This window comes from Rhodococcus sp. HNM0563, from assembly GCF_012726195.1.
In the GTDB taxonomy this organism is placed as follows: domain Bacteria; phylum Actinomycetota; class Actinomycetes; order Mycobacteriales; family Mycobacteriaceae; genus Rhodococcus.
On record NZ_JAASAF010000003.1, the window covers coordinates 14,264 to 40,643 of the forward strand.

22 protein-coding genes and 1 pseudogene are annotated in these 26,380 nt (G+C 65.8%); 11 read left to right on the top strand and 12 right to left on the bottom strand.

What is annotated here, in order from left to right; all coding sequences use genetic code 11:
- Nucleotides 1-41 precede the first annotated feature (41 nt).
- The 4 genes from HCA61_RS07045 to HCA61_RS07060 are packed head-to-tail and all read left to right on the top strand — an operon-like array spanning nt 42 to nt 6,569.
- Nucleotides 42-1,541 carry a DUF3375 domain-containing protein gene (locus tag HCA61_RS07045; protein WP_206039777.1) on the top strand — a complete coding sequence of 500 codons (1,500 nt, stop codon included), beginning with the start codon at nt 42-44 and terminating at the stop codon, nt 1,539-1,541.
- Nucleotides 1,538-2,134, top strand: a complete 597-nt coding sequence (locus HCA61_RS07050; RefSeq protein WP_169687501.1) for a DUF4194 domain-containing protein — start codon at nt 1,538-1,540, stop codon at nt 2,132-2,134. The genes HCA61_RS07045 and HCA61_RS07050 overlap by 4 nt, the downstream gene beginning before the upstream one ends.
- Nucleotides 2,131-5,442, top strand: a complete 3,312-nt coding sequence (locus HCA61_RS07055) for an ATP-binding protein (protein WP_169687502.1) — start codon at nt 2,131-2,133, stop codon at nt 5,440-5,442. Before HCA61_RS07050 ends, HCA61_RS07055 begins: the two co-directional genes overlap by 4 nt.
- A complete protein-coding gene (locus HCA61_RS07060) occupies nt 5,439-6,569 on the top strand; it encodes a Wadjet anti-phage system protein JetD domain-containing protein (RefSeq protein ID WP_346777505.1) in 1,131 nt (376 codons plus the stop codon). The genes HCA61_RS07055 and HCA61_RS07060 overlap by 4 nt, the downstream gene beginning before the upstream one ends.
- Nucleotides 6,570-6,579: 10 nt before the next feature.
- Here HCA61_RS07060 and HCA61_RS26770 read toward each other — a convergent pair whose 3' ends face one another.
- From HCA61_RS26770 to HCA61_RS07070, 4 genes and pseudogenes are all read right to left on the bottom strand, one after another.
- Nucleotides 6,580-7,494, bottom strand: a complete 915-nt coding sequence (locus HCA61_RS26770) for a hypothetical protein (protein ID WP_346777506.1) — start codon at nt 7,492-7,494, stop codon at nt 6,580-6,582.
- On the bottom strand, nt 7,491-7,946 hold the full coding sequence (locus HCA61_RS26775; RefSeq protein WP_346777530.1) for a permease prefix domain 1-containing protein: 456 nt from the start codon (nt 7,944-7,946) through the stop codon (nt 7,491-7,493). The genes HCA61_RS26770 and HCA61_RS26775 overlap by 4 nt, the downstream gene beginning before the upstream one ends.
- A gap of 18 nt (nt 7,947-7,964) precedes the next feature.
- Nucleotides 7,965-8,162, bottom strand: a pseudogene (locus HCA61_RS26780) (PadR family transcriptional regulator); the annotation flags it as partial.
- 85 nt (nt 8,163-8,247) lie between these two features.
- Nucleotides 8,248-9,003: an IclR family transcriptional regulator gene (locus HCA61_RS07070; RefSeq protein ID WP_346777507.1), complete on the bottom strand. Its 756-nt coding sequence runs from the start codon at nt 9,001-9,003 to the stop codon at nt 8,248-8,250.
- A 70-nt stretch (nt 9,004-9,073) separates the two neighbouring features.
- Between HCA61_RS07070 and HCA61_RS07075 the strand changes: the two genes are divergently transcribed.
- From HCA61_RS07075 to dmpG, 3 genes are read left to right on the top strand one after another with little or no spacing between them, the layout of a single operon-like run.
- Nucleotides 9,074-9,898 (top strand): fumarylacetoacetate hydrolase family protein, encoded by an 825-nt coding sequence (locus HCA61_RS07075; protein ID WP_169687504.1) that lies wholly within the window; start codon nt 9,074-9,076, stop codon nt 9,896-9,898.
- Complete coding sequence (locus tag HCA61_RS07080; RefSeq protein ID WP_169687505.1) at nt 9,895-10,836, top strand: acetaldehyde dehydrogenase (acetylating); 942 nt, start codon at nt 9,895-9,897, stop codon at nt 10,834-10,836. Before HCA61_RS07075 ends, HCA61_RS07080 begins: the two co-directional genes overlap by 4 nt.
- Entirely contained in the window at nt 10,836-11,864 is a 1,029-nt protein-coding gene (gene dmpG / locus HCA61_RS07085) for a 4-hydroxy-2-oxovalerate aldolase (protein ID WP_169687506.1), read from the top strand. Before HCA61_RS07080 ends, dmpG begins: the two co-directional genes overlap by 1 nt.
- A 69-nt stretch (nt 11,865-11,933) precedes the next feature.
- Here the strand turns inward: dmpG and HCA61_RS07090 are convergent, their stop codons facing one another.
- From HCA61_RS07090 to HCA61_RS07115, 6 genes are read right to left on the bottom strand one after another with little or no spacing between them, the layout of a single operon-like run.
- A complete protein-coding gene (locus HCA61_RS07090; protein WP_169687507.1) occupies nt 11,934-13,421 on the bottom strand; it encodes a sodium:solute symporter family protein in 1,488 nt (495 codons plus the stop codon).
- A gap of 19 nt (nt 13,422-13,440) precedes the next feature.
- Nucleotides 13,441-14,469 carry an isopenicillin N synthase family oxygenase gene (locus tag HCA61_RS07095; RefSeq protein ID WP_169687508.1) on the bottom strand — a complete coding sequence of 343 codons (1,029 nt, stop codon included), beginning with the start codon at nt 14,467-14,469 and terminating at the stop codon, nt 13,441-13,443.
- Nucleotides 14,466-15,224, bottom strand: coding sequence for a hypothetical protein (locus HCA61_RS07100; RefSeq protein WP_346777508.1), 759 nt, complete (start codon nt 15,222-15,224; stop codon nt 14,466-14,468). Before HCA61_RS07100 ends, HCA61_RS07095 begins: the two co-directional genes overlap by 4 nt.
- Complete coding sequence (locus HCA61_RS07105; RefSeq protein ID WP_169687510.1) at nt 15,221-17,191, bottom strand: 5-oxoprolinase/urea amidolyase family protein; 1,971 nt, start codon at nt 17,189-17,191, stop codon at nt 15,221-15,223. The genes HCA61_RS07100 and HCA61_RS07105 overlap by 4 nt, the downstream gene beginning before the upstream one ends.
- A gap of 7 nt (nt 17,192-17,198) precedes the next feature.
- Nucleotides 17,199-17,849 (bottom strand): urea amidolyase associated protein UAAP2, encoded by a 651-nt coding sequence (locus HCA61_RS07110; RefSeq protein WP_169687511.1) that lies wholly within the window; start codon nt 17,847-17,849, stop codon nt 17,199-17,201.
- A gap of 3 nt (nt 17,850-17,852) precedes the next feature.
- Nucleotides 17,853-18,695, bottom strand: coding sequence for an urea amidolyase associated protein UAAP1 (locus HCA61_RS07115; protein WP_169687512.1), 843 nt, complete (start codon nt 18,693-18,695; stop codon nt 17,853-17,855).
- A gap of 174 nt (nt 18,696-18,869) precedes the next feature.
- Here HCA61_RS07115 and HCA61_RS07120 point away from each other — a divergent pair, with 174 nt between their 5' ends.
- The gene (locus HCA61_RS07120; protein ID WP_346777509.1) at nt 18,870-19,562 is read left to right on the top strand and encodes a TetR/AcrR family transcriptional regulator; all 693 of its coding nucleotides are present in this window, start codon (nt 18,870-18,872) and stop codon (nt 19,560-19,562) included.
- A 4-nt stretch (nt 19,563-19,566) separates the two neighbouring features.
- On the opposite strand, the gene ctaD is transcribed toward HCA61_RS07120, so the two are convergent.
- Together ctaD and HCA61_RS07130 are read right to left on the bottom strand one after the other, a co-directional pair.
- Entirely contained in the window at nt 19,567-21,321 is a 1,755-nt protein-coding gene (ctaD, locus tag HCA61_RS07125) for a cytochrome c oxidase subunit I (protein WP_169687514.1), read from the bottom strand.
- Between the two features lie 185 nt (nt 21,322-21,506).
- Nucleotides 21,507-22,457 (bottom strand): TauD/TfdA family dioxygenase, encoded by a 951-nt coding sequence (locus HCA61_RS07130; protein ID WP_206039815.1) that lies wholly within the window; start codon nt 22,455-22,457, stop codon nt 21,507-21,509.
- 78 nt (nt 22,458-22,535) lie between these two features.
- Here HCA61_RS07130 and HCA61_RS07135 point away from each other — a divergent pair, with 78 nt between their 5' ends.
- Genes HCA61_RS07135 through HCA61_RS07145 form a run of 3 tightly spaced genes read left to right on the top strand, consistent with a single transcriptional unit; the run spans nt 22,536 to nt 26,370 of the window.
- The gene (locus tag HCA61_RS07135) at nt 22,536-23,258 is read left to right on the top strand and encodes a TnsA-like heteromeric transposase endonuclease subunit (RefSeq protein ID WP_059384187.1); all 723 of its coding nucleotides are present in this window, start codon (nt 22,536-22,538) and stop codon (nt 23,256-23,258) included.
- Nucleotides 23,255-25,309 (top strand): helix-turn-helix domain-containing protein, encoded by a 2,055-nt coding sequence (locus HCA61_RS07140; RefSeq protein WP_172506154.1) that lies wholly within the window; start codon nt 23,255-23,257, stop codon nt 25,307-25,309. The genes HCA61_RS07135 and HCA61_RS07140 overlap by 4 nt, the downstream gene beginning before the upstream one ends.
- Nucleotides 25,306-26,370: an ATP-binding protein gene (locus tag HCA61_RS07145; RefSeq protein ID WP_059384188.1), complete on the top strand. Its 1,065-nt coding sequence runs from the start codon at nt 25,306-25,308 to the stop codon at nt 26,368-26,370. The genes HCA61_RS07140 and HCA61_RS07145 overlap by 4 nt, the downstream gene beginning before the upstream one ends.
- Nucleotides 26,371-26,380: the final 10 nt, after the last annotated feature.

Sequence of the window (26,380 nt, forward strand, 5' to 3'; positions counted from 1 at the left end):
CCGTGCGATCCCACCCGCATGTGTCGGTGAGCTGTGCCAGCATGGGCGCGACCGCCGAGAGGAACCTTGTGGCCACAGCCGACCTACATCGACTCAATCGCCTGCAGCGTGAGCATGCGGCGTGGGCGCTGCTGCGTGCCGACAATGCGGCGCTGGTGCTGTCGCTGTTGGGTGCGCATTTCGATCACGGCACACGGCGACTCCCGGCGCCCGAACTGTTCGCGTTGCTCGACGCCGACCTGCAGTCGATTCGCGACGAAGGATTCGACGTGCCCCGCACCGGGCAGGCCTACTGCGCCGACTGGGTGCGCGGCGGGTACCTGCTCCGCCGTGCGGATACGGAGTCGCGGGAGGAAACCCTCGAGCCCAGCGAGTCGACGTTCGCCGCGCTCACGTTCGTGGCGGGCCTGACGAGTGCCACCAGTTCCGTCACCGAATCCCGCCTCACCACACTTGCGGGCCAACTCCGCGATCTCGCCCGCGACTCCGATCCACGCAGCGAAACCCGGCTCGCGGCGTTGCGCGCCGAACGCGACGCGCTGGACCGTGAGATCGCGGCCGTCGAATCGGGGGACTTCTCGGTCCTCGACGAGACTCGGGCTGTCGAGCGGATTCGCGAGATTCTCGCGTTGGCCGGGGAGATCCCCGGCGATTTCGCCCGGGTTCGCGCTGAACTCGAGGCACTCAACCGCGAGCTCCGCGCTCGCATCCTCGACGACGACGGCGATCGCGGCAACACGCTCGGCGAGGTATTTCGCGGGGTCGACCTGATCGGCAGCTCCGACGCCGGCAGGAGCTTCACCAATTTCTACGACATGATCATCGACCCCGAACGGTCGTCGCAGATCGACGAGTGGATCGAGACGGTGCTTCAGCGGTCCTTCTCGTACGACCTCGATCCCGACCAGCGGCGCCGGTTCCGCGCGTTGCTCACCGAGATGGAGCGATCGGGCAGCGAGGTTCACGCGACCATGACGTCGCTGTCGCGGTCTCTGCGGCATTTCGTGCAGTCGCGGCACTACGAGGAGCACCGTCGTCTGCAGCGGCTCCTGCGGTCCGCTCAGCAGCAGGCAGTGAAAGCCGCGCCGCTGCGCAGACCGTACGACGTTCTCGATGTGGAACTGGTTCGGATCGGTATGTCCATCGATTCCGTAGCGGCGCTGCACCTGCACAATCCCGCCGACGATCTCGTCACCGAACCGGTGCAGGCGAACGAGATCGGCGAAGTCGACCTCGCCGGCCTCCGGCGGATCGTCCGCGAATCAGAGATCGACATGGACGAACTCGCCGACAACATCACCTCCACGTTGCGTGTGCGAGGCAGCGCAACGATCGCCGACGTCCTTCGAGACCACCCCGCCACGCAGGGCCTCGCCAGCGCTGTCGGGCTACTCGTGCTCGCAGCCGAGCACGGACACCTCGTCGACGGCATCGAGGACATCGGGTGGACAGCACCGGACGGTCGGCTCCGTGTCGCGATGGTCCGTCGGCGCCGCTACGACCCCACCGACCCAGTATTCTCCACCGAGGAATCCTCATGACCGACACCGCAGGCCTGTACCCGGGCGACACCGGCGAGCTGGGCCTCGACACACGACGGGCACTCGTGCAGTTGCTGAAGGGGCCGTTGATCACCGCCGACAAGCATCCCGAAGTGTGGCGCACCGTCATCCGAGACGAAAAGGTGCTTCGCTCGCGCCTCGCCGACGTGTTCCTCGACCTCGTCGTCGACGAGGACGAACTTCTCGCATTCACCCGGCCGGCGGACACCGGCGATCACAAGACGCCGAGGGTACTGCGCACCCAGCGCCTCACGTTCATGGACACCGTGATGATCCTCGCGTTGCGGCACCGGTTGCTGCGTGCGCAACCCGGCGAACGCGTCATCGTGGGCTTCGACGAGGTCGGCGAACAACTCGAGGTGTATCGGGCAGCGACGAGCACCGATCCCGCGGGTTTCCGCAAACGCGTCAACTCGTCGTGGACCAAACTCAAGGAGTACTCGCTGCTGGTTCCCACGACCACCGAGGGCCGAATGGAGGTCTCGCCGGTGCTGCGGCAATTGTTCGACGCCGACCAGGTCGCCGCAGTGGAGGCGGAGTTCGGTAGCATCCTCGAGGAGAACCCGAGGTGAGTACGTCACCGATCCATCCGGCACAGTTCCGGCTCGCGCGCGTCCAGGTCGTCAACTGGGGAACCCTCCACGGATTCCACGATGTCCCCGTGGCACGCAAAGGTTTCCTCATCACAGGTGCGTCAGGGTCGGGAAAATCGACACTCATCGACGCGATCTCCACGGTGCTGATGCCCGGTGGCAGCGTCAGATTCAACGCAGCCGCACAGGAGTCGACGACCGGCGCGGGCCGCAACTTCGTCAGCTACATCCGCGGTGCATGGCGACGTGAGGCCGACGCCGACACCGACGCGCTCACGTCGTCCTACCTGCGGACGGGCGCAACATGGAGCGCCGTCGCCCTCACCTACCGCACCGGCGACGACACCTCGCCGGTCACCCTGATCAAACTCATGTATCTCAAACGCGGCGCGAACACGAACAGCGACGTGTCGGTACTGCATCTGATCCTCGATGCCGACGTCCGCCTCACCGAGTTCGAACCGTTCGTCTCCCGCGGCATCGATACCCGAGCGATCCGCAAGAACTGGCCCGACGCCACCGTCAACCCGAGCTACTCGCCGTTCGCACGCGCTTTCCGCAACAAGCTCGGAATCTCGTCGGAAGCCGCGCAGCATCTGCTCCACCGCACGCTGTCGGCGAAGAGTCTGGGCAGCCTCGACCAGCTCCTGCGCGACTACATGCTCGACGAACCCGGCACGTTCGACATCGCGCGGCGCGCCACCGAACAGTTCCGCGATCTGAACGAGGCCCACCGCGTGGTAATCGACGCGCGACGCCAGGTGGAGACGCTCGATCCGCTCGTCGCCCTCGCCAACACCCGCACACTCGGTCTGCACACACAGCGCGACCTGCAGGACGAAGCCGATCACCTCGACGCCGTGCACACCGAGATGACCGTGCGACTGCTCACCGAACGCGTCGAGGAGGCGACCGCACAGACCTCGCTGCTCGAGGCCGCGGCCGACAAGACCGCCGACGAGGCGAAATGCGCCTCCGAACACACCGTGGAGCTCAGGGCACGGCTCGAAGGCGCCGGAGACGGCCAACTCGCCACACTCCGGCTGCGACGCAACACCGCCGAGGAGACACGCGAGCGGATCTCTCGGCAACTCCGAACCCTCGAACAAGCGCTCACAGTGTGGGATGCGCAGACACCGACGACCGCCGCCGAATTCGCGCATCTCCGCGCCCAGATCGACACCGAACTGCGCGACCTCGACGCCCGCGCCGGCGAGCGCCGCACGCAGCTGCATTCGGTCATCGCCGACGTCTCCGAACGTCAAGCGCTGCTACGCACGCTCGTCGCCGACCGAGAGACGCTCGCGAAGCGCCGGTCGAATCTCGACACCCAATTGCTCCGTGCTCGCGAACTGATCTGCGCTGCAGCAGGACTGACCGAAGATGCACTTCCGTTCGCAGGCGAGTCGATCGAGGTACTTCCGGAACACGCCGAATGGACCGGGGCGATCGAGCGAGTGCTCGGGGGGTTCGGCCGCACCCTCCTCGTGCCCGACGAGCTACATCCGCGGGTCGCGGCCGCGATCGACGCGCAGCATCTCGGCGCGCGACTGGTGTATCGGCGGGTGCGTCTCGGCGCGACACCGAAGGATGCGCCGAGTACGTCGAACGAGTCGCTCGTTCGCAAACTCGACGTGCAGGCCGGTTCGTTCACGACGTGGATCCGGCATCATCTGGCCGACCGGTTCGACTACGCATGTGTCGACACCGCCGACGATCTGCGGCGAGTCACGCGCGGTGTCACCCGCGCGGGCCAGGTCAAACACGGTGGCGACCGGTTCGAGAAGGACGACCGGTTCCGGGTCGACGACCGGAGCCGCTGGGTGCTCGGTTTCGACAACGAGGCGAAGCTCGTGGCGTTGCGCGACCGCATCGTCGCCGTCGAATCGGAGGTCGGGGAGCTCGCGAGGCGCCGCGACCGGTTCGAGCACGACGACACGGTGATCCAGCAGCGCCGCCACGCGGCAGGCACGGTGCACGATACTGCGTGGGCAGACGTCGATATCGCCACCGCGGACGCGAGCCTCGCGACGATCGACGAACGTCTGCAGGAGTGGCTGCGCGGCAACACCGAGTATTCGGTCCTCACCGCTGCTCTCGAACGCGCCGAGACCGAGGCGCAGGGTGCGCAGGACGCTCAGGTGGCGGCTCGGTCTGCGCTCGAGTCACATCGGAACGAGCTCACCGCGCTCACCGCGCGGCTCGACGAGGTCCGCGCGGAAGTGGTCGTCGATGCACCCGCAGAAGTGGCCAGGCGCATTCGCGACCGTTTCCAGGCGGTGGCGCGCCGCGTCACCCACGACAACATCGACCGTGCCCTGCACACTGTGGGGAAGGCCATCGGAGACGAGCAGCGGCGTGCGGCCGGCGCGATCAGCGACGCCGAGCGGGACATCACCCGCATCCTCACCGCGTATCTCGCCGAATGGGAGGCGCGACGCGCCGAGATGCGCGCGGACGCCGAGTTCGTCGACGAGGCGCTGGCGGTGCTCTCGCGGCTGCGCACCGACGGTCTGCCCGCCTACGAGGACGAATTCTTCCGACTGCTCAGCGATCAGTCGCACCGCAACATCGGTGAGCTCACGCGGGCGATCCAGCGTGCGCCGGGTGAGATCCGGTCGCGTATCGATCCGGTCAACGAATCACTGCGGCACTCGCCGTTCGACACCGATCGGATACTGCGGATCGATGTGAAGGACCGCCGGTCGGCCACCGCATCCGAGTTCCTCGCCGAACTCGTCTCGCTGATGAGCGGGTCGTGGAAGGAAGAAGACCGCACCGACGCCGAGCGGCGTTTCGAACGGATGGCGGCTGTTCTCGAGCGTCTCGACTCCGGGGAGCCCGCGGACGTGCGGTGGAGACGCCTCGTGCTCGATACCCGCCTGCACGTCGGGTTCATCGGCGTCGAGGTCGATCTCGAGGGCAACGACACCAACTTCCACGATTCGAGTTCCGGACTATCGGGTGGTCAGGCACAGAAACTCGTGTTCTTCTGTCTTGCAGCAGCATTGCGATACCAGTTGGCACCGGCCGATGCGGAACTCCCGCGGTACGGCACAGTGATCCTCGACGAGGCGTTCGACCGCGCCGACCCCGCGTACACGCGCCGTGCACTGGACGTGTTCACGCAGTTCGGGTTTCACATGGTGCTCGCGACCCCACTGAAGTTGCTGCAGACGCTCGACGACTATGTGGACGGGGTTGCGGCCGTGAGTATCCGCGACAAGAAGTACTCGCAGTTGGCTCTGCTACCGATCCGTGACGGCGAGAGCGAGGATCCGACGTGAAAGCCGTGTCCTCCGCTGCGGTGGGCGACAAGGCCCGCACCGCTTACCGAAGCCGGCGAAGCCGCTGGATAAGCGACCCGGATGCCGCGTCCGTCGACACGGTGACGGTCGCGTTGCATCCACCGTCGGAGACGGCAGTCGCCGCCGACCCCGACGCGGCCGTGAGCTGGGTGCGCAGCTGGCATTCGTACGCTGGGTGCGGCTCCGTCTCCTGGGAAACTCGCAGGTGGCGCAGCTTCGGGACCCAGGACGTTCCGGTGCGCATCACATTGTCGGGCGCCGCCGAGATCGCCGCCGCCGCGGGACGCGCCGCCGAATGGCGGACGCTCATCGCCCGTCGCCAACGGCTGATCGACGAACTGGGTCCGGGCACTGCAGGACTGTCCGCGGCCGTAGCGTCCACTCACACCCGGTGGCTCGGCCTCGACGACGAGGATTTCGCGCGCCTCGTCGGGGTCGTCGGTTGGCTCGCCGCCCATCCGCGGTCGGGGCTGCTCGTACGTCAACTGCCGATACCGGGCGTCGATACGAAATGGGTGTCGCGGCATCGCGGCACGGTCGAGGCGCTGCTCGAGGGGGTGCGCGGCGATCGCGACCTCGGAGTGCGGGCCTTGCCCCGGATGTGCGAGGTGGCAGTGTGCGACCGGTTGCTGCTGCCGTCGGCTCCCCGAATCTTCGCGACGTCCATCGACGAGTTGTCCTCCCTGCCCGTGAATCCTTCGACCACATTGGTGCTGGAGAACAAGGAAGGTCTGCACGCTCTGCCCCACCTGCCGTCTGCGGTAGCAGTGCACGGAGGCGGGTACTCGGTGCACGAACTGGCCACCGTGCCGTGGCTTGCGGCCTCGGACGTGGTGTATTGGGGTGATCTCGACACGCACGGCTTCGCGATACTCGATCGCTTCCGACAACATCTGCCGCACGTACGCAGTCTGCTGATGGATGTCGACACCGCGACACAGTGGCGTGATCTGACCGTTCCGGAGCCGACGCCGGCGGGGCACGTCCCGGAGCATCTCACCACCACCGAGCGAGCCGCGTTCGAGTTCGTGCGCGACGGACGACTCCGACTCGAGCAGGAGCGTATTCCCTGGCCGTACGTGGTCGAGCACCTTTCTGCCATCTGACCTTTTCAGGTCACACGAAGCCGAACATCGGCGGAACCGCGACGACCACCAGCGTGGCCCACGCTCCGTACACGGGCAGATACTGCATCTGCCACCGTTCGACAGCACCGAATCCGCACCGCCCACGGATGAAGCGGATGCCCAGCCACGCCGCCCAGGACAGGTTGACGAGCAGGACCAGATTCAATCCGAGTGCGACTACCTTGTTCGCGGTGAAGCCGAACTCCACGATGCGAGTGAGCATGGCGACGAGCATCAGGACGTTGACGGCCAGCGCAGCCACCACGAGGACCATCTGAGCCACGTCGAACACATCGGGCTCCGTGTGGGGATCGCGGGCGGAGATGGCATACAGCAGTAGTCCCAGAACGAGGACGAGGATCAGGTCCATCAGGATGAGCAGGTCCCGGTCGACGTCGAGAACGCTCCGAGACGAGCCGAACGCGACGACGAATGCTGCGAACAGCGCGAGCAGCATGAGGATCGTCAGCGGCGTGAAGACACGGGTGAGTACGGGCGCGATGTTCTCGATCACCGCTTGCTTCGCTTCGACGAGCCACGCCGCCACCACCATCGCGCCCACCGGCGCGAACGGGAGGACCCATGCTTCGAAGAACCACTCGATGTCGATGTCCAGCGCCGCGAACGTTCCTGCGGTAAGGCCCATGAGCGCTCCCCCACCGAGCGCGAGCAGAACCATGTAGACGATCCATTCGCCGGTGAACCGGACGAAGTCCATGCGGCGGTGGTCCGAACGCCAATCGCCGCCGACGTATGCTGCACCGACCACGAGCCACAGAACGATCGGGGCGTGAATCGCCGCGATGATCTCGGTGGCTCCGCCAGTGTCGAACGGGTAGACGTTCAGCACCAGTGCGGCCAGCACGAACGGAGCTGCCAGTGCCGCGATACCCGGAAGGGTCATGCTCCGCTTCCACGCGAAGTACGCAACGAGGAACGCAGCACCAGAATGCTCAGGCTGCGCACGAGAACCTGTTCGGGAAGCCAGTCGGCCCCGGCCTTGACCACCGGACCAGCGGCAACGGCCAGAGCGAGAACCACACCGAGTTCACGCGGCCTGCGCCGGGCTCCGCCATCTGGATCGGCCGAGACCAGCACGAGCTGTTTCCACAGCCGGTCGGAGTGTTCTCGCGCGAATTCGCGGGAGATGTCGTCGACGCTACCCATCCGCCCCACCGCGACGAGGAATGCTTCACTCGACGTGAGTCCCGCAGTCGACAGATCCGAAACCTGTTCACGCAGGTGCTCTTCCAGTTCATCCACATCGGACGGCGCGATCACCCGATGCCCCGAGACATACCCTCGCCACTGCGCGATCTGAGATTCGAGTTGTGTGTCGACGTCCATCACGCCCATCCCTGCGCTGCCGGTGGACCAGGATGCCGAGATGCAGCCGGCGCGCTCGAGCCGGTGCAGCAGCGGATACAGCATTCCGTCGGTCCATTGCATGCGACCGTCCGACAGTTCGTTGACACGTTTGATGATCGCGTAGCCGTAGGACTCGCCCTCGGCGAGAATCCCGAGCACCAAGGGCGTGGCCGACGCGGCCACGAGGTCCTTGTCGATGAACATGACCCTCCTATACCTGGCACTTCTAGGGGTGGAGGTGGCCCTAGCAGATCTAGGTACATAGGTCTGCTAGGTATGTGGGTCCGGTTCAGCGCAGGCGTTCGCGACGCCCCACGGTGCTACGGAGCCCTTCGGCCGCTGCGCGCACAGCGGCGACGTGGGCCTCCGGAGTGAATCGGCCGGTCGGGCCGGTGACGCTGATCGCCGCAACCACTTCGTCGTCGATTCCGAACACCGGCGCCGCCACACACGTGATGCCCAGCGCCGATTCCTCCCGCTCGAATGCGACACCGGTTTCGACGACCCGTTCGAGTTGCATGCGCAGAATGCCGGGAGCGACGATCGTGTGCGGCGTGCGCCGGACCTTGGGCATCGTCAGTGCCTCGTGGACGAGTTCGGCGTCCGCATGGGCCAGCAACGCTTTACCGATTGCGGTGCAGTACCACGGATTTCGACCACCGGTCCGTGACGGCGACTTCGCCTGACGGTGGCCGCCCAGCTTCACCACGTAGACGACATCGAGTCCGTCGCGCACCCCCAGATGCACGGTTTCGTGAGTGCGCTCGTAGAGATCCTGCAGGAACGGCATCGCCATCTCGAGCAGGCTGCGCTCGACGGAGGCCCGCATCCCCAGTTCGAACAACCCCCCACTGAGGCGGTATCCGCCGTCGACCCGATCGAGCAATCGGTTCGCGACCAGTTCCCCGGCGAGACGGTGCACGGTCGCCTTGTGGAGTTCGGTGCGCCGGACGATCTCGGCCAGCGGGAGAACATTGTCGTCGGGGCGGAAGGCACGGAGGATCGTCACCGCCTTGCCGAGCACGGTGTCCAGATTGGGCGTCACGAGAAACAGCGTATCGCTCAGTGAGACGAACCATTGTTGCCCGCGGCCTCGACGCAGGACAGTAGAGGTCATGAGCAACCCCACGAACACCACCGCGGTCAGCGAGGCGGATATCGCCGCCGCAGCGGACCGCCTCGTGTCCGCTGCCGCGAGCGGCACCCCGACCGCCCCGATCCGCGACCTGATCGGCGAGAGCGATCTCGTCGCGGCCTACGCGGTACAGCAGCGTTTCAACGACGGCCGCACGCAGGCCGGCGCCGTCGTCGTGGGCCGCAAGATCGGCCTGACGTCGAAGGCCGTGCAGGAACAGCTCGGGGTCGGCCAGCCCGACCTCGGTGTGCTGTTCGACAGCATGGCGTTCGACAACGGCGCCGACATTCCGATGGACCTGCTGATCCAGCCGAAGGTGGAGGGGGAGGTCGGGTTCGTGCTCGGCGCCGACCTGGTCGACGGCCCGCTCGACACCGCCCAGGTGCGGGGGGCCATCGAGTACGCCGTCGCCGCTCTCGAGATTTGCGACAGCCGGATCGCCAACTGGGACATCAAGTTCGGCGACACCGTGGCCGACAACGCCTCCTCCGGCGTATACGTTCTCGGCACCGAGCGCCGCACCCTCGACGAGGTCGAACCCGTCGAGGTCACCATGTCGATGGAGATCGACGGCACCGAGGTCTCCACCGGAAACGGTGCCGCGTGCCTCGGCGACCCGATCCAAGCCGTGGTCTGGCTCGCACAGACCGCCCGCGAACTCGGCCAGCCCCTGAAGGCCGGCCAGGTGATCCTCTCGGGTGCTCTCGGCCCGATGGCGTCCGTCTCCGCAGGCAGCACCGTCTCCGTCACCGTGTCCGGCCTGGGCACCGTGACAGCCCGTTTCGTGGAAGGAAAGCAAGCATGAGCAAGACCAAGGTTGCGATCATCGGATCGGGCAACATCGGCACCGATCTCATGATCAAGGTTCTGCGCACCTCCGAGGTTCTCGAAATGGGTGCCATGGTCGGCATCGACCCCGAGTCGGACGGCCTCGCCCGGGCAGCGCGCCTGAAGGTGCCCACCACCGCAGAAGGCGTCGAAGGCCTCGTGAACCTGCCGAACTTCGACGAGATCGAGATCGTGTTCGACGCGACCTCCGCGAAGGCGCACGTCGCGAACAACGAGCGTCTCGCACCGCTGGGTAAGCGTCTGATCGACCTCACGCCCGCCGCGATCGGCCCGTTCGTGGTTCCCGCCGTCAACGGCGACGAGCACCTCGACGCGCAGAACGTGAACATGGTGACGTGCGGCGGTCAGGCCACCATCCCGATGGTCGCGGCCGTGTCCCGCGTCGTGCCGGTCGCGTATGCCGAGATCGTCGCGTCGATCGCGTCGAAGTCGGCCGGCCCCGGTACCCGCGCGAACATCGACGAGTTCACCGAGACCACGTCGTCGGCAATCGAGACGGTCGGCGGCGCCCGTCGCGGCAAGGCCATCATCATCCTGAACCCGGCCGAGCCGCCGCTGATCATGCGCGACACGGTGTTCTGCCTCGTCGACGCACCGGATCCGGCCACCCACGACGAGATTCGTCAGTCGATCGAGAAGATGGTCGGCGACGTCGCGGCGTATGTGCCGGGCTACCGCCTCAAGCAGCAGGTGCAGATCACCGAGATCCCCGAGGACCAGCCGGTCGAGACGCTGCTCGTCGACGGCAACCGCCCGACCCACCAGGTCTCGATCTTCCTCGAGGTCGAGGGCGCTGCCCACTACCTGCCCGCCTACGCAGGCAACCTGGACATCATGACCTCCGCCGGACTCCAGATCGCTGAGCGGATCGCACAGAAGAAGGACAACGCCTGATGAGCAACACCACCGTCTTCGTTCAGGACGTCACACTCCGCGACGGCATGCACGCAGTGCGTCACCGGATCACCCCCGCCGACGTCAAGCGCATCGTTTCCGCACTGGAGGACGCTGGCGTCGACGCCATCGAGGTCGCTCACGGCGACGGCCTCGCAGGCGGTTCCGTGAACTACGGCCCGGGCTCGAACACCGACTGGGAGTGGATCGAGGCCGCAGCCGAGGTGCTGCAGAACGCCCGCCTGACCACTCTGCTGCTGCCCGGTGTCGGTACCGTCCACGATCTGCAGCGCGCCTGGGATCTCGGTGTCCGCTCGGTCCGCATCGCGACGCACTGCACGGAGGCCGACGTCTCCGCGCAGCACATCGCGACCGCCCGCGAGATCGGCATGGATGTCTCGGGCTTCCTGATGATGAGCCATATGGCCCCGGCCGAGGAGCTCGCCGAGCAGGCCAAGATGATGGAATCGTATGGCGCACACTGCGTCTACGTCACCGATTCCGGCGGACGCCTCACCCTCGGCGGTGTGCGCGACCGCGTCCGTGCCTACCGCGAGATCCTGAACGAGGGCACCGAGATCGGTATCCACGCCCACGAGAATCTGTCGCTGTCGGTGGCGAACAGTGTCATCGCGGTGGAGGAGGGCGTCTACCGCGTCGATGCGTCGCTCGCCGGGCACGGCGCCGGTGCGGGCAACTGCCCGATCGAGGCGTTCATCGCGGTCGCAGACCTGTACGAGTGGAAGCACGGCTGCGACGTGTTCAAACTGCAGGACGCAGCCGACGACATCGTCCGTCCGCTGCAGGACCGCCCGGTGCGCGTCGACCGTGAAACCCTCACCCTCGGTTACGCCGGCGTGTACTCGAGCTTCCTGCGTCACGCGGAGGCGGCGTCGGCACGCTACGACATCGACGTGCGCACGCTGCTCCTCGAAGCGGGCAAGCGCAAGCTGGTCGGCGGTCAGGAAGACATGATCGTCGACATCGCGCTCAACCTCGTCGCCGAGCGCGAGGCCGCGTCCGCCTGACACTCAACACACTCGTGCGCGGTTCCGGTGATCCTGACCACCGGAACCGCGCACGAAGTTGTCTGCGGGCTACACCGACAGCGGGACCTTGACCGGCTCGGTCACGGGAACGGTCGGGTCCGGAGCCGGGTGCGGCATCCTGCGGCGCACCATCGCAACACCCACGTACACCAACAGCGAGACGATCACGGCGAGGAACGTCGTCCACCCATCGACGTCGGCCGTCACGAGATCGTTCGGGATGTACAGCAGGGTGTTGTCGACGCCGTAGATCGTGGGCGTGAGGACGAAGAACCCGACGCGCACCCCGATACCGGCGACCGCGGCGGCGGCGACGGCAACGCCGTCACCGCGCGTCCAGAACAGACCCAGGATGAACGGCACCACCAGCGACGCAAGCAGCAGGTCGAAGGTGAGGGTGAGCAGAATGCCGGTCTGCGGGACCCGCAGTGCGACGATCGCACCGAGCGCCGCCATCGGGAGCATCGCCCAGCGAGTCGCCTTCATGACGTCCGACGACATCCCGGCGTGCTCACCACCGACCCGGAAGATGTTGCGCACCAGCACGGTCGCGGTGGACAGCAGGATTCCGCTGATCGTCGTCAGCGACGCGGTGACGAGACCCGACAGAACGAGGATCGACAGCCACTGCGGCGTGTACTGGCCGAGCAGCACGTACAGGATCGGGGCGTCGGCGGCGCTGTCCCCCACGATGGAGACCGCGGCGAGTGCGACGAACGACAACGGGACGCACAGCAGCAGGATGCCCGTCGCTGCGGAGAAACACGCGCGTTGTGCGGCATGCGGGGACTTGGCGGAGAACACGCGCTGCATCAGGTCGATCGCGACGAGGTTGCCGAGTCCGAGCGCGACGATCGTCGCCCAGTTGATCGCCGCGCCCTGCGCGGGGTCGGTGAGCTGACCCAGGTTTCCGATGCCGAGCCCCTCGGGGCTGGAGAACCCGGGTCCGGCCGCGACCCACAGGAGGAGCGAGATGATCCCGACCACCATGACGCCGAACTGCACCATGCCGGTGTAGACGCTGGCGAACATCCCACCGGCCATGGTGTAGGCGAGCACGAACGGGATGATCACCAGCACTGCCATCGTGTAGTTCAGGCCCAGGAAGTATTCGAGCAGGTAGCCCAGCGCGACCAGGTTGCCCGCGAGCAGGATCCCGAAGCTCACCACCGTAAGGACCGACGCGGTGATCTCGGTGCCTCGCCCGAACCGCTGCCCGAAGTATTCGGGAAGGGTCACCACTCCGGTAGCGCGTAGCTTCTTCGCGAAGAACAGGCCCACGAGGAGCACGCTCACTGCAATACCCAGTGGCATCGCAGCGCCGGCCCAGAAACCGAATGCGGCGGACAGGTCTGCGCTGCCGAGGGTCGCGTTGGAGTCGATGACCTGCGACATGAGCAGGACCGCGATGACGGGCGCGCCCAGTGAGCGGCCGGCCAAGAGGAAGTTCCCGGTATCTCCGCGAACTTTGCGAGTGGAATAGAAACCGGCCCCGAGCAGAACTACGAGGCACACGGCGACACCGGTGATGATCATGACAGCTCCATCGAGAGGGTCAGACGGCAGGAGCGCTGCGTTGGGCTTCGCGTCCGAGCGAGTAGAGAGGGCGTGCATTGTCAGGAAGAGCGATCTCACCATCAGCGAGACGGCGACGGAGATAGACGAAACTCTGGGCGGTCTGCGCGAACAGGTGCTCGCCCGCTCTTACACCGTCGTACAGCGGACCGTCTCCACCGACGAATCGATCCAGGGGTTCGACCCACGTGTCGTAGTCGACATTGAAGAAGAGCGGGAACGAGTAACGCTCTTCGGCTACCTTACGCACCCGATGTGACGTCGCTGTAAATATCCCGTTGGTCCAAATCTCCAGTAGGTCACCGATGTTCAGTACGAATGCGTCGTCGCGGTACGGAACGTCGATCCAGGTGCCCTCGGCGTTGACGACCTGGAGTCCCGGCGCCGTGGGCAACAGGAGCGTAAACACCTCGTAGTCGGTGTGGGCACCGATACCCGGCCGGTCGTCGGCACTCGGGTCGTGCGGATAGTGGATCATCCTCAGCTGTGCGGGTGGGGTGGTGACATATCGATCGAAGAGATCCGCCGGCTCACCCAAAGTTTCGGCGAAGGCGCGCAGGATGACTCGGCCGAGACCGAAGATCGCGTCGTAGTAGGCGGTGACGGGGCCGGCGAAGTTGTCGAGCGCGGGCCACTGGTTGGGTCCGAGCAACGGATTGCCCGCAAGATAATCCGGGTCGTCGGCCGGGAGATCGATCGAGAGGTCGTAGGCCTCTTTGTGGTCGGGGGTGGCTCCCGCGAACACCTCCTCCCCTGCCGGGACATATCCACGATGATTGGTGGAATTGCCGATGTACACGGACATTTTCGTGTCGTCCGGTTCTGCGAAGAATCGCTCGGCTGCGCCCTTCAGCTCGTCGATCAGGGTGCGATCGATTCCGTGACCGATGATCTGAGCGAAGCCCACCTCGCGGGCTGCTCGGCCGAGTTCGTCGACGACGGCGTCGCGTTCCTCCGCGCCGACGATGAGAGCGGTGACGTCGATGACCGGAATACTGGTGAAGGTCACGGGATTCTCCTGGAGTCGGGGTCGAGTCGCTGCCAGTTCCGCACGACGGGATTCCCGTCGAGGTCGTGGTCGCGAGTGCCGACCCGGTCGCCGAACACCGGATTCAGGTGTGCACCGACCCGATACGGGAGGCTGGAGGCGGTGATGATCCACTGCTCGTCGCGCACAACGCCGAGCGCGATCTCACAGTCCAAGAGCTCTTGTACCGCGCGCAGACCGGCGGCTCCGCGGATCTGCTCGAGCAAGGGACCGTCGAGCACGCGGGTACGGCCCCGGGCGAATGCGAAGTCACCGCCCACGCGCACGAGGACTCCGGGTGCACCGGTGTCGAGGTCCTCGAGCAGGTACTCGTCGATGTCCTGTGAGGTGGCCGCGATCCGCCAGTGTTCGATGTAGTCCTCGAACATGCCTTGCTCGACGAGGGTGCCGTGGTCGAGCGCATTCAGAGCGCCGGCGTCCGGTGTCGGGCCTGCCGGGTGCAGCGCGACCGTGCGGCCCCATTCGACGTGGTCGCCGTTGTCGAACAGTGGGCCGGCGAATCCGTCCTGCTCGGCCAGCACGAGGAGGTCGCCGACACCCAGGGCACGAAGCGCGGGTGCGTCGATCTTCGGTAGCGCAGCGGGCTGTCGAAGATCGCAGTACAATGCGCGTCCTTGCAGCCAGGTGACGCGAGTCGTCGTGTCGTCCGGATGCTCCGGTCTGCTCAGCAGGGTGCGCTCGAAACGGGTTCCCGAGAGCGACGTAGCGACTGTCACGCGCCGCCTTCCTTCCACCGTGCACGCTCCTGCGCGAACGCCACGGACTGGATTCGCCGGAAGGCGTCGATCGATTCGGTGTTGTCCACCAGGAACTTCCGGTGTTCGGCGAGAGAGAATGTGCCGGCGGTGATCTCCACTCCCCCACCGCGACCCGCGGCGAGGTCGGCGCGCAGGTCGAGCAATTCTTCGGGATCGACGGGGTACCAGGAGATCCGGTCGAAGAAGCGTAGAAGCCACGGTGTGCCGTCCTCGAACGGACCGGCCTGTTGTGGATGCCGGTGGTTCCACACCTGCGTGGTGCGTCCGACGAACTGGTAGCCGCCCGGGCCTTCCATTCCGTAGATGCACAGATATGCACCACCGATCCCGACCGCATTCTCCGGAGTCCAGGTGCGTGCGGGGTTGTACTTCGTGGTGACAAGTCGGTGCCGCGGGTCGAGCGGCGTCGCGACAGGTGCGCCGAGGTAGACGTCGCCGAGCCCGAGCACCATGTACTCGGCGGCGAAGACGGTGTCGAACACGTCGGCGACGGAGTCGAGGCCATTCATTCGGCGGATGAACTCGATGTTCCACGGGCACCACGGCGCATCGGAACGCACCCCGTGCATGTAGCGCTGAATGGCTTCACGCGTCGCGGGATCGTCCCACGACAGCGGCAGCCGCACATGCCTGCTGGGAACCTCGAGTTCATCGCTGTCGCCGAGAGTGTCCTCGACGTCCGCGAGGTGCCCGAGCAAGGCCTTGACGGGCAGCAGGTCGGGGTCGACCTTGACCTGCAGAGACCGGATGCCCGGGGTGAGTTCGAGCAGGCCGCGGGGGCGATCGGCGTCGAGTCGCTGGTGCAGTGCGTGGACGCGGGCGCGCAGACCGAGGTCGAGGGCCATGTCGCCGTATTCGACGAGCACGTTGTCGTCGCCGCTGCGCCGGTAGGTGACGGCGGTGTGGCCGTCGCGACGGGCGAGCACGCCATCGTCGCCATCTCCGCCGTTGGAGGTGACCAGCGACAACCCTGCGCGACGCGCGGTTCCGAGTGCACGGCGGGATGCGACGTGCTCCGCCCGCACCGGCACGAACCGGATCGTGTTGCCGGGGGCGAGCTGACCCAGCTTCCAACGGTCGGCGGACGCCACGGTCACCGGGCAAACGAAGCCGCCGAGGCTCGGGCCGTCGGGTCCGAGGAGGATCGGGGTGTCGCCGGTGAAGTCCAGTGCGCCGACAGAGTAGGCGTTGTCGTGGATGTTCGAGGGGTGCAGTCCGGCCTCGCCGCCGTCGGTGCGGGCCCATTCCGGTACCGGGCCGACGAGCCGGACGCCGGTGCGGTCGGAGTTGAAGTGCACCTCGTAGTCGGTGGCGTAGAGGGTGTCGATGTCGGCGCGGGTGAAGAACTCGGGTGCGCCGTGCGGGCCCTCGGTGACGGCGATCCGCCAGTGCGTCGTGAGGGCGGGGATGTGCTCGGAGGGCACTGCAGCGCTCCGTCCCGACGGAATGTCGCCGACGACCAGCACGTCTCCGTCGCGGAGTGCGCGCCCCTCGTGACCACCGAATGTCCCGAGAGTGAAGGTGGCTGTGCTGCCCAGGAATTCAGGGACATCGAGGCCGCCGGCCACCAGTACGTACACACGCAGGCCTGGCCCCTCGATCGTTCCGACGTCGAGCAGTCCGCCCGCCGGGACCGTGACGGGCCGCCACTGCGGCACGATCTCACCGTCGATGCGCACCGTGACCGGGGCGCCCGTCACGCACACCACAGCGTCCTCGGTGAATCGCAGGGCCGGACCGACCATTGCGGATTCGAGGCCGGATACGCCCTCGTCGTTTCCGAGAGCGATGTTGCCGAGGCGGAACGACAAGTCGTCCATCGGACCGGACGGCGGCACACCGATCTGCCAGTAGCCGGCGCGACCCGGGTAGTCCTGGACGGTGGTGAGCATTCCCGGGCGTTCGACGGTGATCTTCGTGGTCATGGCGAACTCACACCTCCTGTGTGCGTGTGACGATCATCCGCACGGGTGTGGGATCGAAACCGTTGCACGGGTTGTTGATCTGCGGGCAGTTGGAGACGAGCACCAACACGTCGCGGTCGGCCCGGATGGCGAGACGCTTGCCGGGTGCGGAGAGCCCGTCGACGATGCCGAGGGTGCCGTCGGCCTCGACGGGCACGTTCATGAAGAAGTTGATGTTGGAGACCAGATCCCGCTTGCCGAGGCCCCACTCGGCACCTTCGATCAGGAAGTTCTCGACACAGGCGTGCTGGTGTTTGGTGTGGTGTCCGTAGCGGAGGGTGTTGGATTCCTGCGAGCAGGCACCGCCGACGGTGTCGTGGTTGCCGACCTCGTCGCCGACCAACGTCATGAGAGGTTCGCCCTCGGCGTCGCGGAGTACCGATCCGGTGGTGAGGAACAGGTTACCCTGCCCCGCAACAGTTGCGGGCGCGCTGTACCGCGAGGTGGTGTCGTGGGCGTCGTAGATGAGGGTGTCGACGGCCTGGTTTCCATGGAGGTCGACGATGGTCAGCACGTCACCTGCGGCAACGACCGTCGACCACGGACCACGGAGTGCGACGGTGTCGTCGAGCACGACGGTTCCGGGGACGAGTGCAGCAGTATCGAGGGTTGCGGTCATGGGTCAGTTCTCCATTCCGGATTCAGCAGCGGCCCAGGCGTCTTCGGTGTTGAGCACCGCGCGGTGGTACTCGGGTTCGGTGGTATCGACCGACTCGAGTTCGCCGGGTGCGCGCCATGCGGTCACTTCGAGTGGGGTCGTGACGAACTCAGGGTGGGGATCGAGAGGGTGCGCGGTGTTGGCGATGAGCGCGATGACCGGGAGGTGGACGAGCAGATCCACATACACGCCGGCGCCGGCGGTTCCGGTGCTGGTGAGCGCACCGTCATCCTCGACGCGGATGCCGTGGAAGAACGACAGCGACGGCGGGAGGTCGCGGGGCTGCAGATCGTGCTTGGCGGCGGCGACCTTGAACAGTTCACGTCCCGCAGGGGACGACGAATGCAGCGCACCGGCGCCGTATCGCGCGGTGTTTCCTGCCGCGTGGCTCGTGCCGCACAGAGCGTCGTGGTGGCCCGAGGTGTCGGCGACGACGGTCGCGAGTACGCGTCCTTGATCCGAGAGCAGCGGATGCCCGGTGCCGAGGTAGGCCTGCCACGGCACCTTGACGGTGTCGGCGACGTTGAGCCTCTCGTGGGGTGCGTCGGCGCGGAAGAGCAGTAGATGAGCACACGCGGCGCCCTCGAGATCCCGCAGACGCAGCCGGGTGCCGCGGGCAAGTACCTTGCTCGTGTAGCGGCCGCCGGGCACGGTCTCGGCCCAGGTCATCGATACACGGCGCCCGTTGGGCGGGGTAGGCCACGCAGACGCAGGCACGACCGGCATGCCGTCGGAGACGGTTCCGGCCTGGGCACGTGCATGGGTTCGGGCGGCGTGCGTCGTGGCTGTCGCGAGGGTCTCGGTCATGGCGCTCCGATTCGTGGCGGCGGGAAACTGTCGGTTGACAGTTTTCAAGGCCCGCATCTTCGGAGGATGTCCCCGGCGTAACGAGTATGTGGCCGATGTTTCGGCTGGATGACGCAATGTTCACACTCTGATCCGGTTGGGTGGCACAGTAACTCGCTGTGCCATGGTGTTGATGTGACCAGAGCAGGGCCGGGCCGACCCCGACTGACGAACCCCAGACGTCCCGGCAACACTGCCCGCGCGGAAATCCTCGACGCCGCCGCAGAACTGTTCAGTACGCGAGGTTTCGCAACCACCACGACGCGACAGATCGCCGATGCCGTCGGAATGAGGCAGGCCTCGCTCTACAACCATTTCGCGACGAAGAACGACATCCTCGCCACGCTCCTCGATGCCACGATTGCTCCGACCGTCGAGTTCGACGAGAGCCTCGACGACTCCACGCCGGCCGCAGTGCTGTTGTGCGCACTCGCATGGTTCGACGCCGCGCAGCTGTGCGCTGGACGGTGGAATCTCGGCGCGCTGTACATGCTTCCGGAGGTCCGCAGCGAATCGTTCGAGACCTTCCGGCAGAGCCGTCTACGACTTGCACGTCGCTATCGCGACCTCGCCGTCGAGGTGCTGGGCGGAGGAGCTGACGCTGCCTGCGATCCACGCGTCGAGCTACCGTTCCGGCTCGTGGAGTCGATCATCGACATCCGCGCCGACCGGCAGGTCGACACGGCGATCGACGCGCAGCTTCCCGAAACTCTGGCGACCGCCGCACTGACCGTGCTCGGGCAGCCCACTGAGGACGTGATGGATCAGGCGTGGGCGCTCATGATCGGCGGCGATTCCGACTCGTTCGGCACGTGGGGCGTCCGGTAATAACTCAATGCCGGTCGTACGAGGCGTCGGGCGGTGTGCGATCGGCGCCCTCGAGCACCGCCACGTTGTGTTTGTGCGAACCCGGACCGACATGGGACTCCGCCCGCATCCGATCCGACATGTGCGGGTAGTGCAGTTCGAACGCCGGGCGTTCCGACCGGATACGCGGTAGTTCCGTGAAGTTGTGGCGCGGCGGCGGGCACGTCGTGGCCCATTCGAGTGAATTGCCGTAACCCCACGGGTCGTCGACGGTGACGACCTGCCCGTAGCGGTAGCTCTTGAACACGTTCCACACGAACGGCAGCGTCGACGCACCGAGGACGAATGCGCCGATTGTGGAGATCGTGTTGAGTGTCGTGAACCCGTCGGACGGTAGGTAATCGGCGTACCTGCGGGGCATGCCCTCGTTACCGAGCCAGTGCTGCACCAGGAAGGTGGTGTGGAAGCCGATGAACGTCAGCCAGAAGTGCCACTTACCGAGCCGCTCGTCCATCATCCGGCCCGTCATCTTCGGGAACCAGAAGTAGATACCGGCATACGTCGCGAACACGATGGTGCCGAACAGCACGTAGTGGAAGTGCGCCACCACGAAGTAGGTGTCGTGGACGTGGAAATCGAGCGGTGGGCTTGCAAGGATGACGCCGGTCAGGCCTCCGAACAGGAACGTGATGAGGAAGCCCACGGAGAACAACATGGGAGTCTCGAAGGTGACCTGACCTTTCCACATCGTGCCGATCCAGTTGAAGAACTTCACGCCGGTGGGGATCGCGATCAGGAACGTCATGAACGAGAAGAACGGCAGCAGCACCGCGCCGGTCGCGTACATGTGGTGGGCCCACACCGCAGACGACAGCGCGGCGATCGCGATCGTCGCATAGACCAGGCCCGAGTATCCGAAGACCGGTTTACGGCTGAAGACCGGGAAGATCTCCGAGACGATCCCGAAGAACGGAATGGCGACGACATACACCTCGGGATGCCCGAAGAACCAGAACAGGTGCTGGTAGAGCAGCACACCGCCGGTCGCGGGGTCGTAGACGTGCGCGCCGAGGATGCGGTCGGCCAATGCCCCCATGAATGCGGCCGCGAGCAGCGGGAACACCAACAGCACCAGGATCATGGTGATGAAGATGTTCCAGGTGAAGATAGGCATCCGGAACATCGTCATGCCGGGGGCCCGCATACAGACGACGGTGGTGATCATGTTGACACCACCGAGGATCGTGCCGAGACCTGCGATCACAAGACCGGCGAACCACAGATTTGCACCGATCCCGGGTGCATGGATCGCATTGGCGAGCGGCATATAGGAGGTCCAGCCGAAGTCGGCACCTCCACCCGGTGTGATCAGGCTGGACAGGACAATCAGTCCGCCGAACAGGAACAGCCAGTAACTGAACGCATTCAGCCGCGGGAAAGCAACGTCGGGAGCCCCGATCTGCAGCGGAAGTATGTAGTTGGCGAAGCCGAACACGATGGGCGTCGCGTAGAGCAGCAACATCACGCCGCCGTGCATGGTGAAAAGCTGGTTGTACTGCTCGTTCGACAGGAACTGCATGCCCGGCAACGCGAGCTCGGTGCGCATCAGCATCGCCATCAGCCCACCCGCCATGAAGAAGGTGAACGCCGTGACGATGTACATGATCCCGAGCGTTTTCGGGTCGGTCGTCGTGATGAGTTTGTAGAGCACCGCCCCCTTGCGGGCGCGGCGCTCGGGATATGGCCTTACTGCTCGAGCCTCCACCACCACCGGATTCATGGACGAACCTCCGAGACGACCGCGGCGCCGACGTGCGGCATTTCCCCGGCACCCGCCCTCGGCACGCCTGGTTCTCCGGGACAGGCCGGTAGCCACGAGCGTAGACCTCGCTGCCGGAACTGGGGTGGGAATGATGGTTGGTGGTCGACATTTCGATACACCAACCATCCTCTCGGGCAACGACGTCAGGCGTGCTCGAATCCCGGGAGGCGCGACGGCGTCTCGACCACCGAGTACTCCGACGCGTCCCACTGCACTACGCGACTCCCGGTTCCGTCGACCCCCACCGGCAAGTCGCCCGCGAGCGTGATGCGGTGCAGGCGACGGGTGTGATCGCCGAAGTCGGCGATTCCGTAGTGCTGCGTGGCACGGTTGTCCCAGATCGCGACATCGCCCGGAGACCAGGCCCAGCGGAAGGTGTTCTCGAGTTTCGTAACTCGTGCTTGCAAGAGCTGCAGGAGTGCGGCCGTCTCGGATGACTTCAACCCCACGAACTCCTTGACGAAGTGTCCGAGGAGCAACGAGCGTTCCCCGGTCTGCGGGTGGACACGGACGACGGGATGGATCGTCTCGTAGGTGTTGCGCCGGAACTCCTCCTGATACCGGCTGCGCTCATCGACAGGTGTCGAACTTCCGGCGTCGAATTTCTCCGCATAGTCGTACAGGTTTGTGTGCAGTGCCCACAGATTGTCGACCAGCGACCTGAGAGCGTCAGGAAGCTGTTCGTAGGCGGCGGTCGTCGACGCCCACGTCGTTGCACCTCCGTACGGCGGGATGGTGACAGCTCTCAGGATCGAGGCCTTCGGGATTCGATCGACGAAGCTGACGTCGGTATGCCAACTGTTCGCGGCGCCTTCGATGGGGAGCAGGCGCGTCCCCTTCGAATGGACCGTCGGGTGCGACTGCGTCTGTGTGCCGAGGAGTCCCGCGAATGCCCACTGGGACTCGTCGTCGAGATGTTGCTGCTCCTGGAAGACGATCGTTTTGTTCGCGGCCAGTGCGTACCGGATGGCCTCGACCGTTTCCGGCGACAGGGCGCCGGAAAGTTTCACGCCATCGATCCGGGCGCCGATGTGCTCTCCGAGCTTGGTGACCACGATGCCGCCCGCGCTGTAGGTTCTCGGATTCGGTGTCAGTTTCTCAATTTCATGTCAGTCGCCTGTCAGCGGCGTGTCGGTTTCTCAAATTCGTGTCAGTAGCGGGACCCTGAAAAAGTGCCCCGGACCAGCGAGGTTGAGGTCAGGTACGTGCAGGAATCAGGTGATCCTGTCGCGACGACCCTCGCTGCGGCAGATCCCTATCGGATGATCCTGGGCCTGCCGGTACGGAAAGTCCGCAGTCACCCCCATCAGCGCCACTATTCCGGGATGTTCTGGTCGGCCACCAACCGTGGCCACGTCCTCTACGAGAGCCGACTCGAACTGGACCGGTTGTGGCTGGCGGACTACGCACCGGAAGTGGTGCGGATCGCCGCACAGCCGATGTGGCTGTGCGGCCCGGACGGGAAGACCATGCGTCGGCATGCGCCCGATCTGCTGCTCCAACGCACAGACGGCGGATTCACGGTCGTCGACGTCAAACCCGCCGAGTTCGCCCGTCGCGACGCAGTTGCGCAGGTGTTCGCCTGGACCGAACGACTGTGTTCGAGTCGGGGCTGGTCGTATGAAGTGTGGACCGGTGCAAACCCAGTAGTGCTGGCGAACCTCCGAATCCTCGGGGGCGCTCGTCGTAGCGAGTGGATCGACCCCGCGGTGATGAGGGCACTCGACAGCGTCGCAGTGCCCGGGATGACCCTCGACGACCTCGCCGCATCGGTGAACAGGCCCGGCTCGCGAATCGCGGTGCTGGCGAAGCTGTGGTCCGGTCTGTGGTCGGTGGACCTGACGGTGCCGCTGTCCGGACAGTCGCAGGTGTCCGGTGTAAGGAGCACGCCGTGACCAACATCGTCGAACTACGTGCAGGAATCAAGGTCTGGCTCGACGGCTGCTCATGGGAAGTCGTGGCGCTGCAGGGACACGATGTCACCCTCCGGTCCGGAGAGCGGATGCAGCGTGTCGCGGTCACCGAGATCGCGGCACGGGGAACAGCGATCTCACCGCCGGACGACACCGCCTCCGCTGACCCTGCTGCCGTAGTGCTCTCCTCGCTGACCGCAACCCAGATTCAGGAACTGGAAACACGAGCCGAACACGTCCGCGGCATCCTGACCGAGGTTGCGACCTCCGGCGCCGAACTCGAATCGGTGTTGGCCACCAGAGCGGCGGAACTTCACGTCTCTGTGCGCACCCTGTACCGCTGGATCGCCGGATACCGCGCGGCAGGAGTTGCCGGACTCACGGACAGTCGGATCCGTAGCCGCTACGCCACCAGTGTCGATCACCGGTGGGACGCAGCATGTGTGCGGGTGCTCGATAGGTACGTCACCGTCTCGACCCCGACGATCGGCGCGGTCATCGATGCCGTTGCCAAGGACCTGGAAGCAGAATTCGGGCCGGGCATGGTGCCGTTGCCCTCCCTGAGCACGGCATACCGGCGGGTGAAGACCTTGTCGAAGGGGCGGCACGCGTTCGGTAGCGCGAAAGGCCGGCGGTCGGTGGCGGACCGGCCCCGCGGTGTCCTCGGCCGACTGCGCGCGACCCGTCCGGGGGAGTACGTGGTGCTCGATACCACCGCGCTGGATGTGTTCGCGATGGAACCGGTCACCATGCGCTGGGTTGGGGTGGAGTTGACCGTGGCGATGGACCTGTTCACCCGCTGCATCCTCGGACTGCGCCTGACACCGCTATCGACGCGGTCCCAGGACGTGGCGAATGTGCTGTACCAGTGCATCACTCCCGCCCGCGACACCGACCCGACTGCGGATCAACTCTGGCCGTATCACGGGGTGCCGCGAAACCTGCTCGTCGGCACCGAGTCCCCGGACGGGATCTCCCAGCGACGCGTCGGGGATCTACCGGCATGTCTGCCCGAGGCGATCGTCGTCGATCACGGCAAGCAGTACCTGTCCTCTCATGTGATCGGAGTCTGCGCCCGACTGGGTATCACCGTTCAGCCGGCGATCCCGCACAAGCCCACCGACAAACCCACCGTCGAACGCTTCTTCCGCACCCTGCGCGAATCACTGCTACAGCACCTGCCCGCCTACAAGGGCCCGGACGTGTACTCACGGGGCAAAGACGTCGAAGACGCCGCGTTCTACTACGCCAGCGAACTCGAGCAGATCATCCGGGAATGGGTGGGCCGGGTCTATCACCACACCCGACATGACGGGCTGTGCGTGCCGGAACTGCCGCGGGTGGGGTTTTCGCCGAGCGAGATGTTCGAGATCGGGGTCGCCAAATCGGGTGGTCTGCTGTTGCCGGCGAATCCGGATCTGGCGTATGAGTTCCTCGATGTGCGTTGGCGTACGATCCAGCACTACGGCGTCGAGGTCGACGGACTGCGTTACGACGGATCCGGGCTCACCTTGTATCGCACCACCCGTTCGCCGTATGGCGGTGTGCACGCCGGCAAGTGGCCGATCTTCGTCGACAATCACGACATCCGGCACGCCTGGTTCCAGGACCCGGACAGCCACCGTTGGCATCAGTTGGTGTGGGAGCACGGCGCTTGCCTGAACCAGCCGTTCAGCAGGGACGCCGCCGACTACGCCAAACGCATCGCCGTGCGCGAGCATCGCCACTTCGATCCCGCCGCCGCGGTACGGGATCTGCTGCTCGCGTGGAGCCGAGACGACGTCGCGACACGCCGCGACCGCGCCCTGGCCCGCCGACTCAGTGCCCACCGCCCGCATCCGGAAACCGAAGGACAGCAGTCCGGTATCGACGACGAACGCGACACTGCGTCCGTGCCGGGCGTCGCCGAGCTGCTCGACGAACTCGCCACCAGTCGAACTCAACGGTTGGAGGTGGTCGACGACGTCGACGTATTCGACCGGTACTACGCGGAGCATCCCGACGAAGACGTGTTCGAGGTGTTCGACGAATGAACCCCTGGGCCACCTGGCTGGCAACGTATGGCACTGTCCGCTACCAGCTCTCCCGCAAACAGGGCTGGCACGCCTTCGTCACCGCCCCACCGCGTGAACCGTTCGAGGTCCTCTCCCGCACCGCGATGTCCCGACTGTCGCAGGAGGAGCTCGAGGACTACAACGAAGCCCGGATGGTGTGGAACGCGAACCTGCCGACGATCAAGACCAGCCAACTCGCCGCCGCCTACGGGATCTGCGATCAGGTGATGGCCTCGGCGTATCGGGACGGCGACAAGCTGCGCGGCTCGGTGGTCATCGACGCCGAACCCGGCCTCGGCAAGACCACCATCGCCACCCGCTATGCCCGCGACGTCCACCGGCGAGTTCTGCGCCGCGACGGACCCCTCACCGTGGAGGGGCATCAACGGTGGCCGGTGGCGTTCATCCCGCTCAGCGCCGGGGTCACCCTCAAAGGCCTCAATCAGCAGATCCTGCGGTTCTACGGCCATCCGGCCGTGGACCGTGCCTCCACCTCGAAACTCGGGGCCTTGGCGGTGGACTGTGTCACCTCCTGCGGTACCCGGTTGATCGTGCTCGACGATCTGCACTTCGTCGACTTCCGGCACCGCAACGGCCTGGAGGTATCGAACCATCTCAAGGGTTTGGCCAACGACATGGCCGCTACCTTCATTTACGTCGGGGTGAATCTGACCGCCAAACGCTTCTTCGACGAAGGCCTGCTCGGCGAGCACACCGTCTACGCCCAGACCAGCCGCCGCGCCACCCGCTGCCCGGTTGCCCCGTTCAGCATCGACACCGACACCGGGATGCGCGGCTGGCTCGCGCTGCTGCGCACCGCCGAAGAACACCTCACCCTCGCCGGCAGCCATGACGGGATGCTGTGCGAGCATGCTCGGCTGCTGCACCGCCGCACCCAGGGGCGGATCGCGTCGTTGACGAATCTGCTCGACCGGATCTCGTATCTCGCGATCGTCACCGGCGTCGAAGCCGTCACTGCTGAGTTGATTACGACCGCGACCGTCGACAATGCCAGCGAATCCGCCGCCCGCACCGGCTGATACCGGCTGG

Bases quoted from the DNA above. Each gene is read 5' to 3' on its own strand.
- HCA61_RS07045 (WP_206039777.1), top strand. From the start codon at position 42: ATGGGCGCGACCGCCGAGAGGAACCTTGTGGCCACAGCCGACCTACAT.
- HCA61_RS07050 (WP_169687501.1), top strand. From the start codon at position 1,538: ATGACCGACACCGCAGGCCTGTACCCGGGCGACACCGGCGAGCTGGGC.
- HCA61_RS26770 (WP_346777506.1), bottom strand. From the start codon at position 7,494: ATGACCCTTCCGGGTATCGCGGCACTGGCAGCTCCGTTCGTGCTGGCC.
- HCA61_RS26775 (WP_346777530.1), bottom strand. From the start codon at position 7,946: ATGGGCGTGATGGACGTCGACACACAACTCGAATCTCAGATCGCGCAG.
- HCA61_RS07075 (WP_169687504.1), top strand. From the start codon at position 9,074: ATGAGCAACCCCACGAACACCACCGCGGTCAGCGAGGCGGATATCGCC.
- HCA61_RS07080 (WP_169687505.1), top strand. From the start codon at position 9,895: ATGAGCAAGACCAAGGTTGCGATCATCGGATCGGGCAACATCGGCACC.
- dmpG (WP_169687506.1), top strand. From the start codon at position 10,836: ATGAGCAACACCACCGTCTTCGTTCAGGACGTCACACTCCGCGACGGC.
- HCA61_RS07090 (WP_169687507.1), bottom strand. From the start codon at position 13,421: ATGATCATCACCGGTGTCGCCGTGTGCCTCGTAGTTCTGCTCGGGGCC.
- HCA61_RS07105 (WP_169687510.1), bottom strand. From the start codon at position 17,191: ATGACCACGAAGATCACCGTCGAACGCCCGGGAATGCTCACCACCGTC.
- HCA61_RS07110 (WP_169687511.1), bottom strand. From the start codon at position 17,849: ATGACCGCAACCCTCGATACTGCTGCACTCGTCCCCGGAACCGTCGTG.
- HCA61_RS07115 (WP_169687512.1), bottom strand. From the start codon at position 18,695: ATGACCGAGACCCTCGCGACAGCCACGACGCACGCCGCCCGAACCCAT.
- ctaD (WP_169687514.1), bottom strand. From the start codon at position 21,321: ATGAATCCGGTGGTGGTGGAGGCTCGAGCAGTAAGGCCATATCCCGAG.
- HCA61_RS07145 (WP_059384188.1), top strand. From the start codon at position 25,306: ATGAACCCCTGGGCCACCTGGCTGGCAACGTATGGCACTGTCCGCTAC.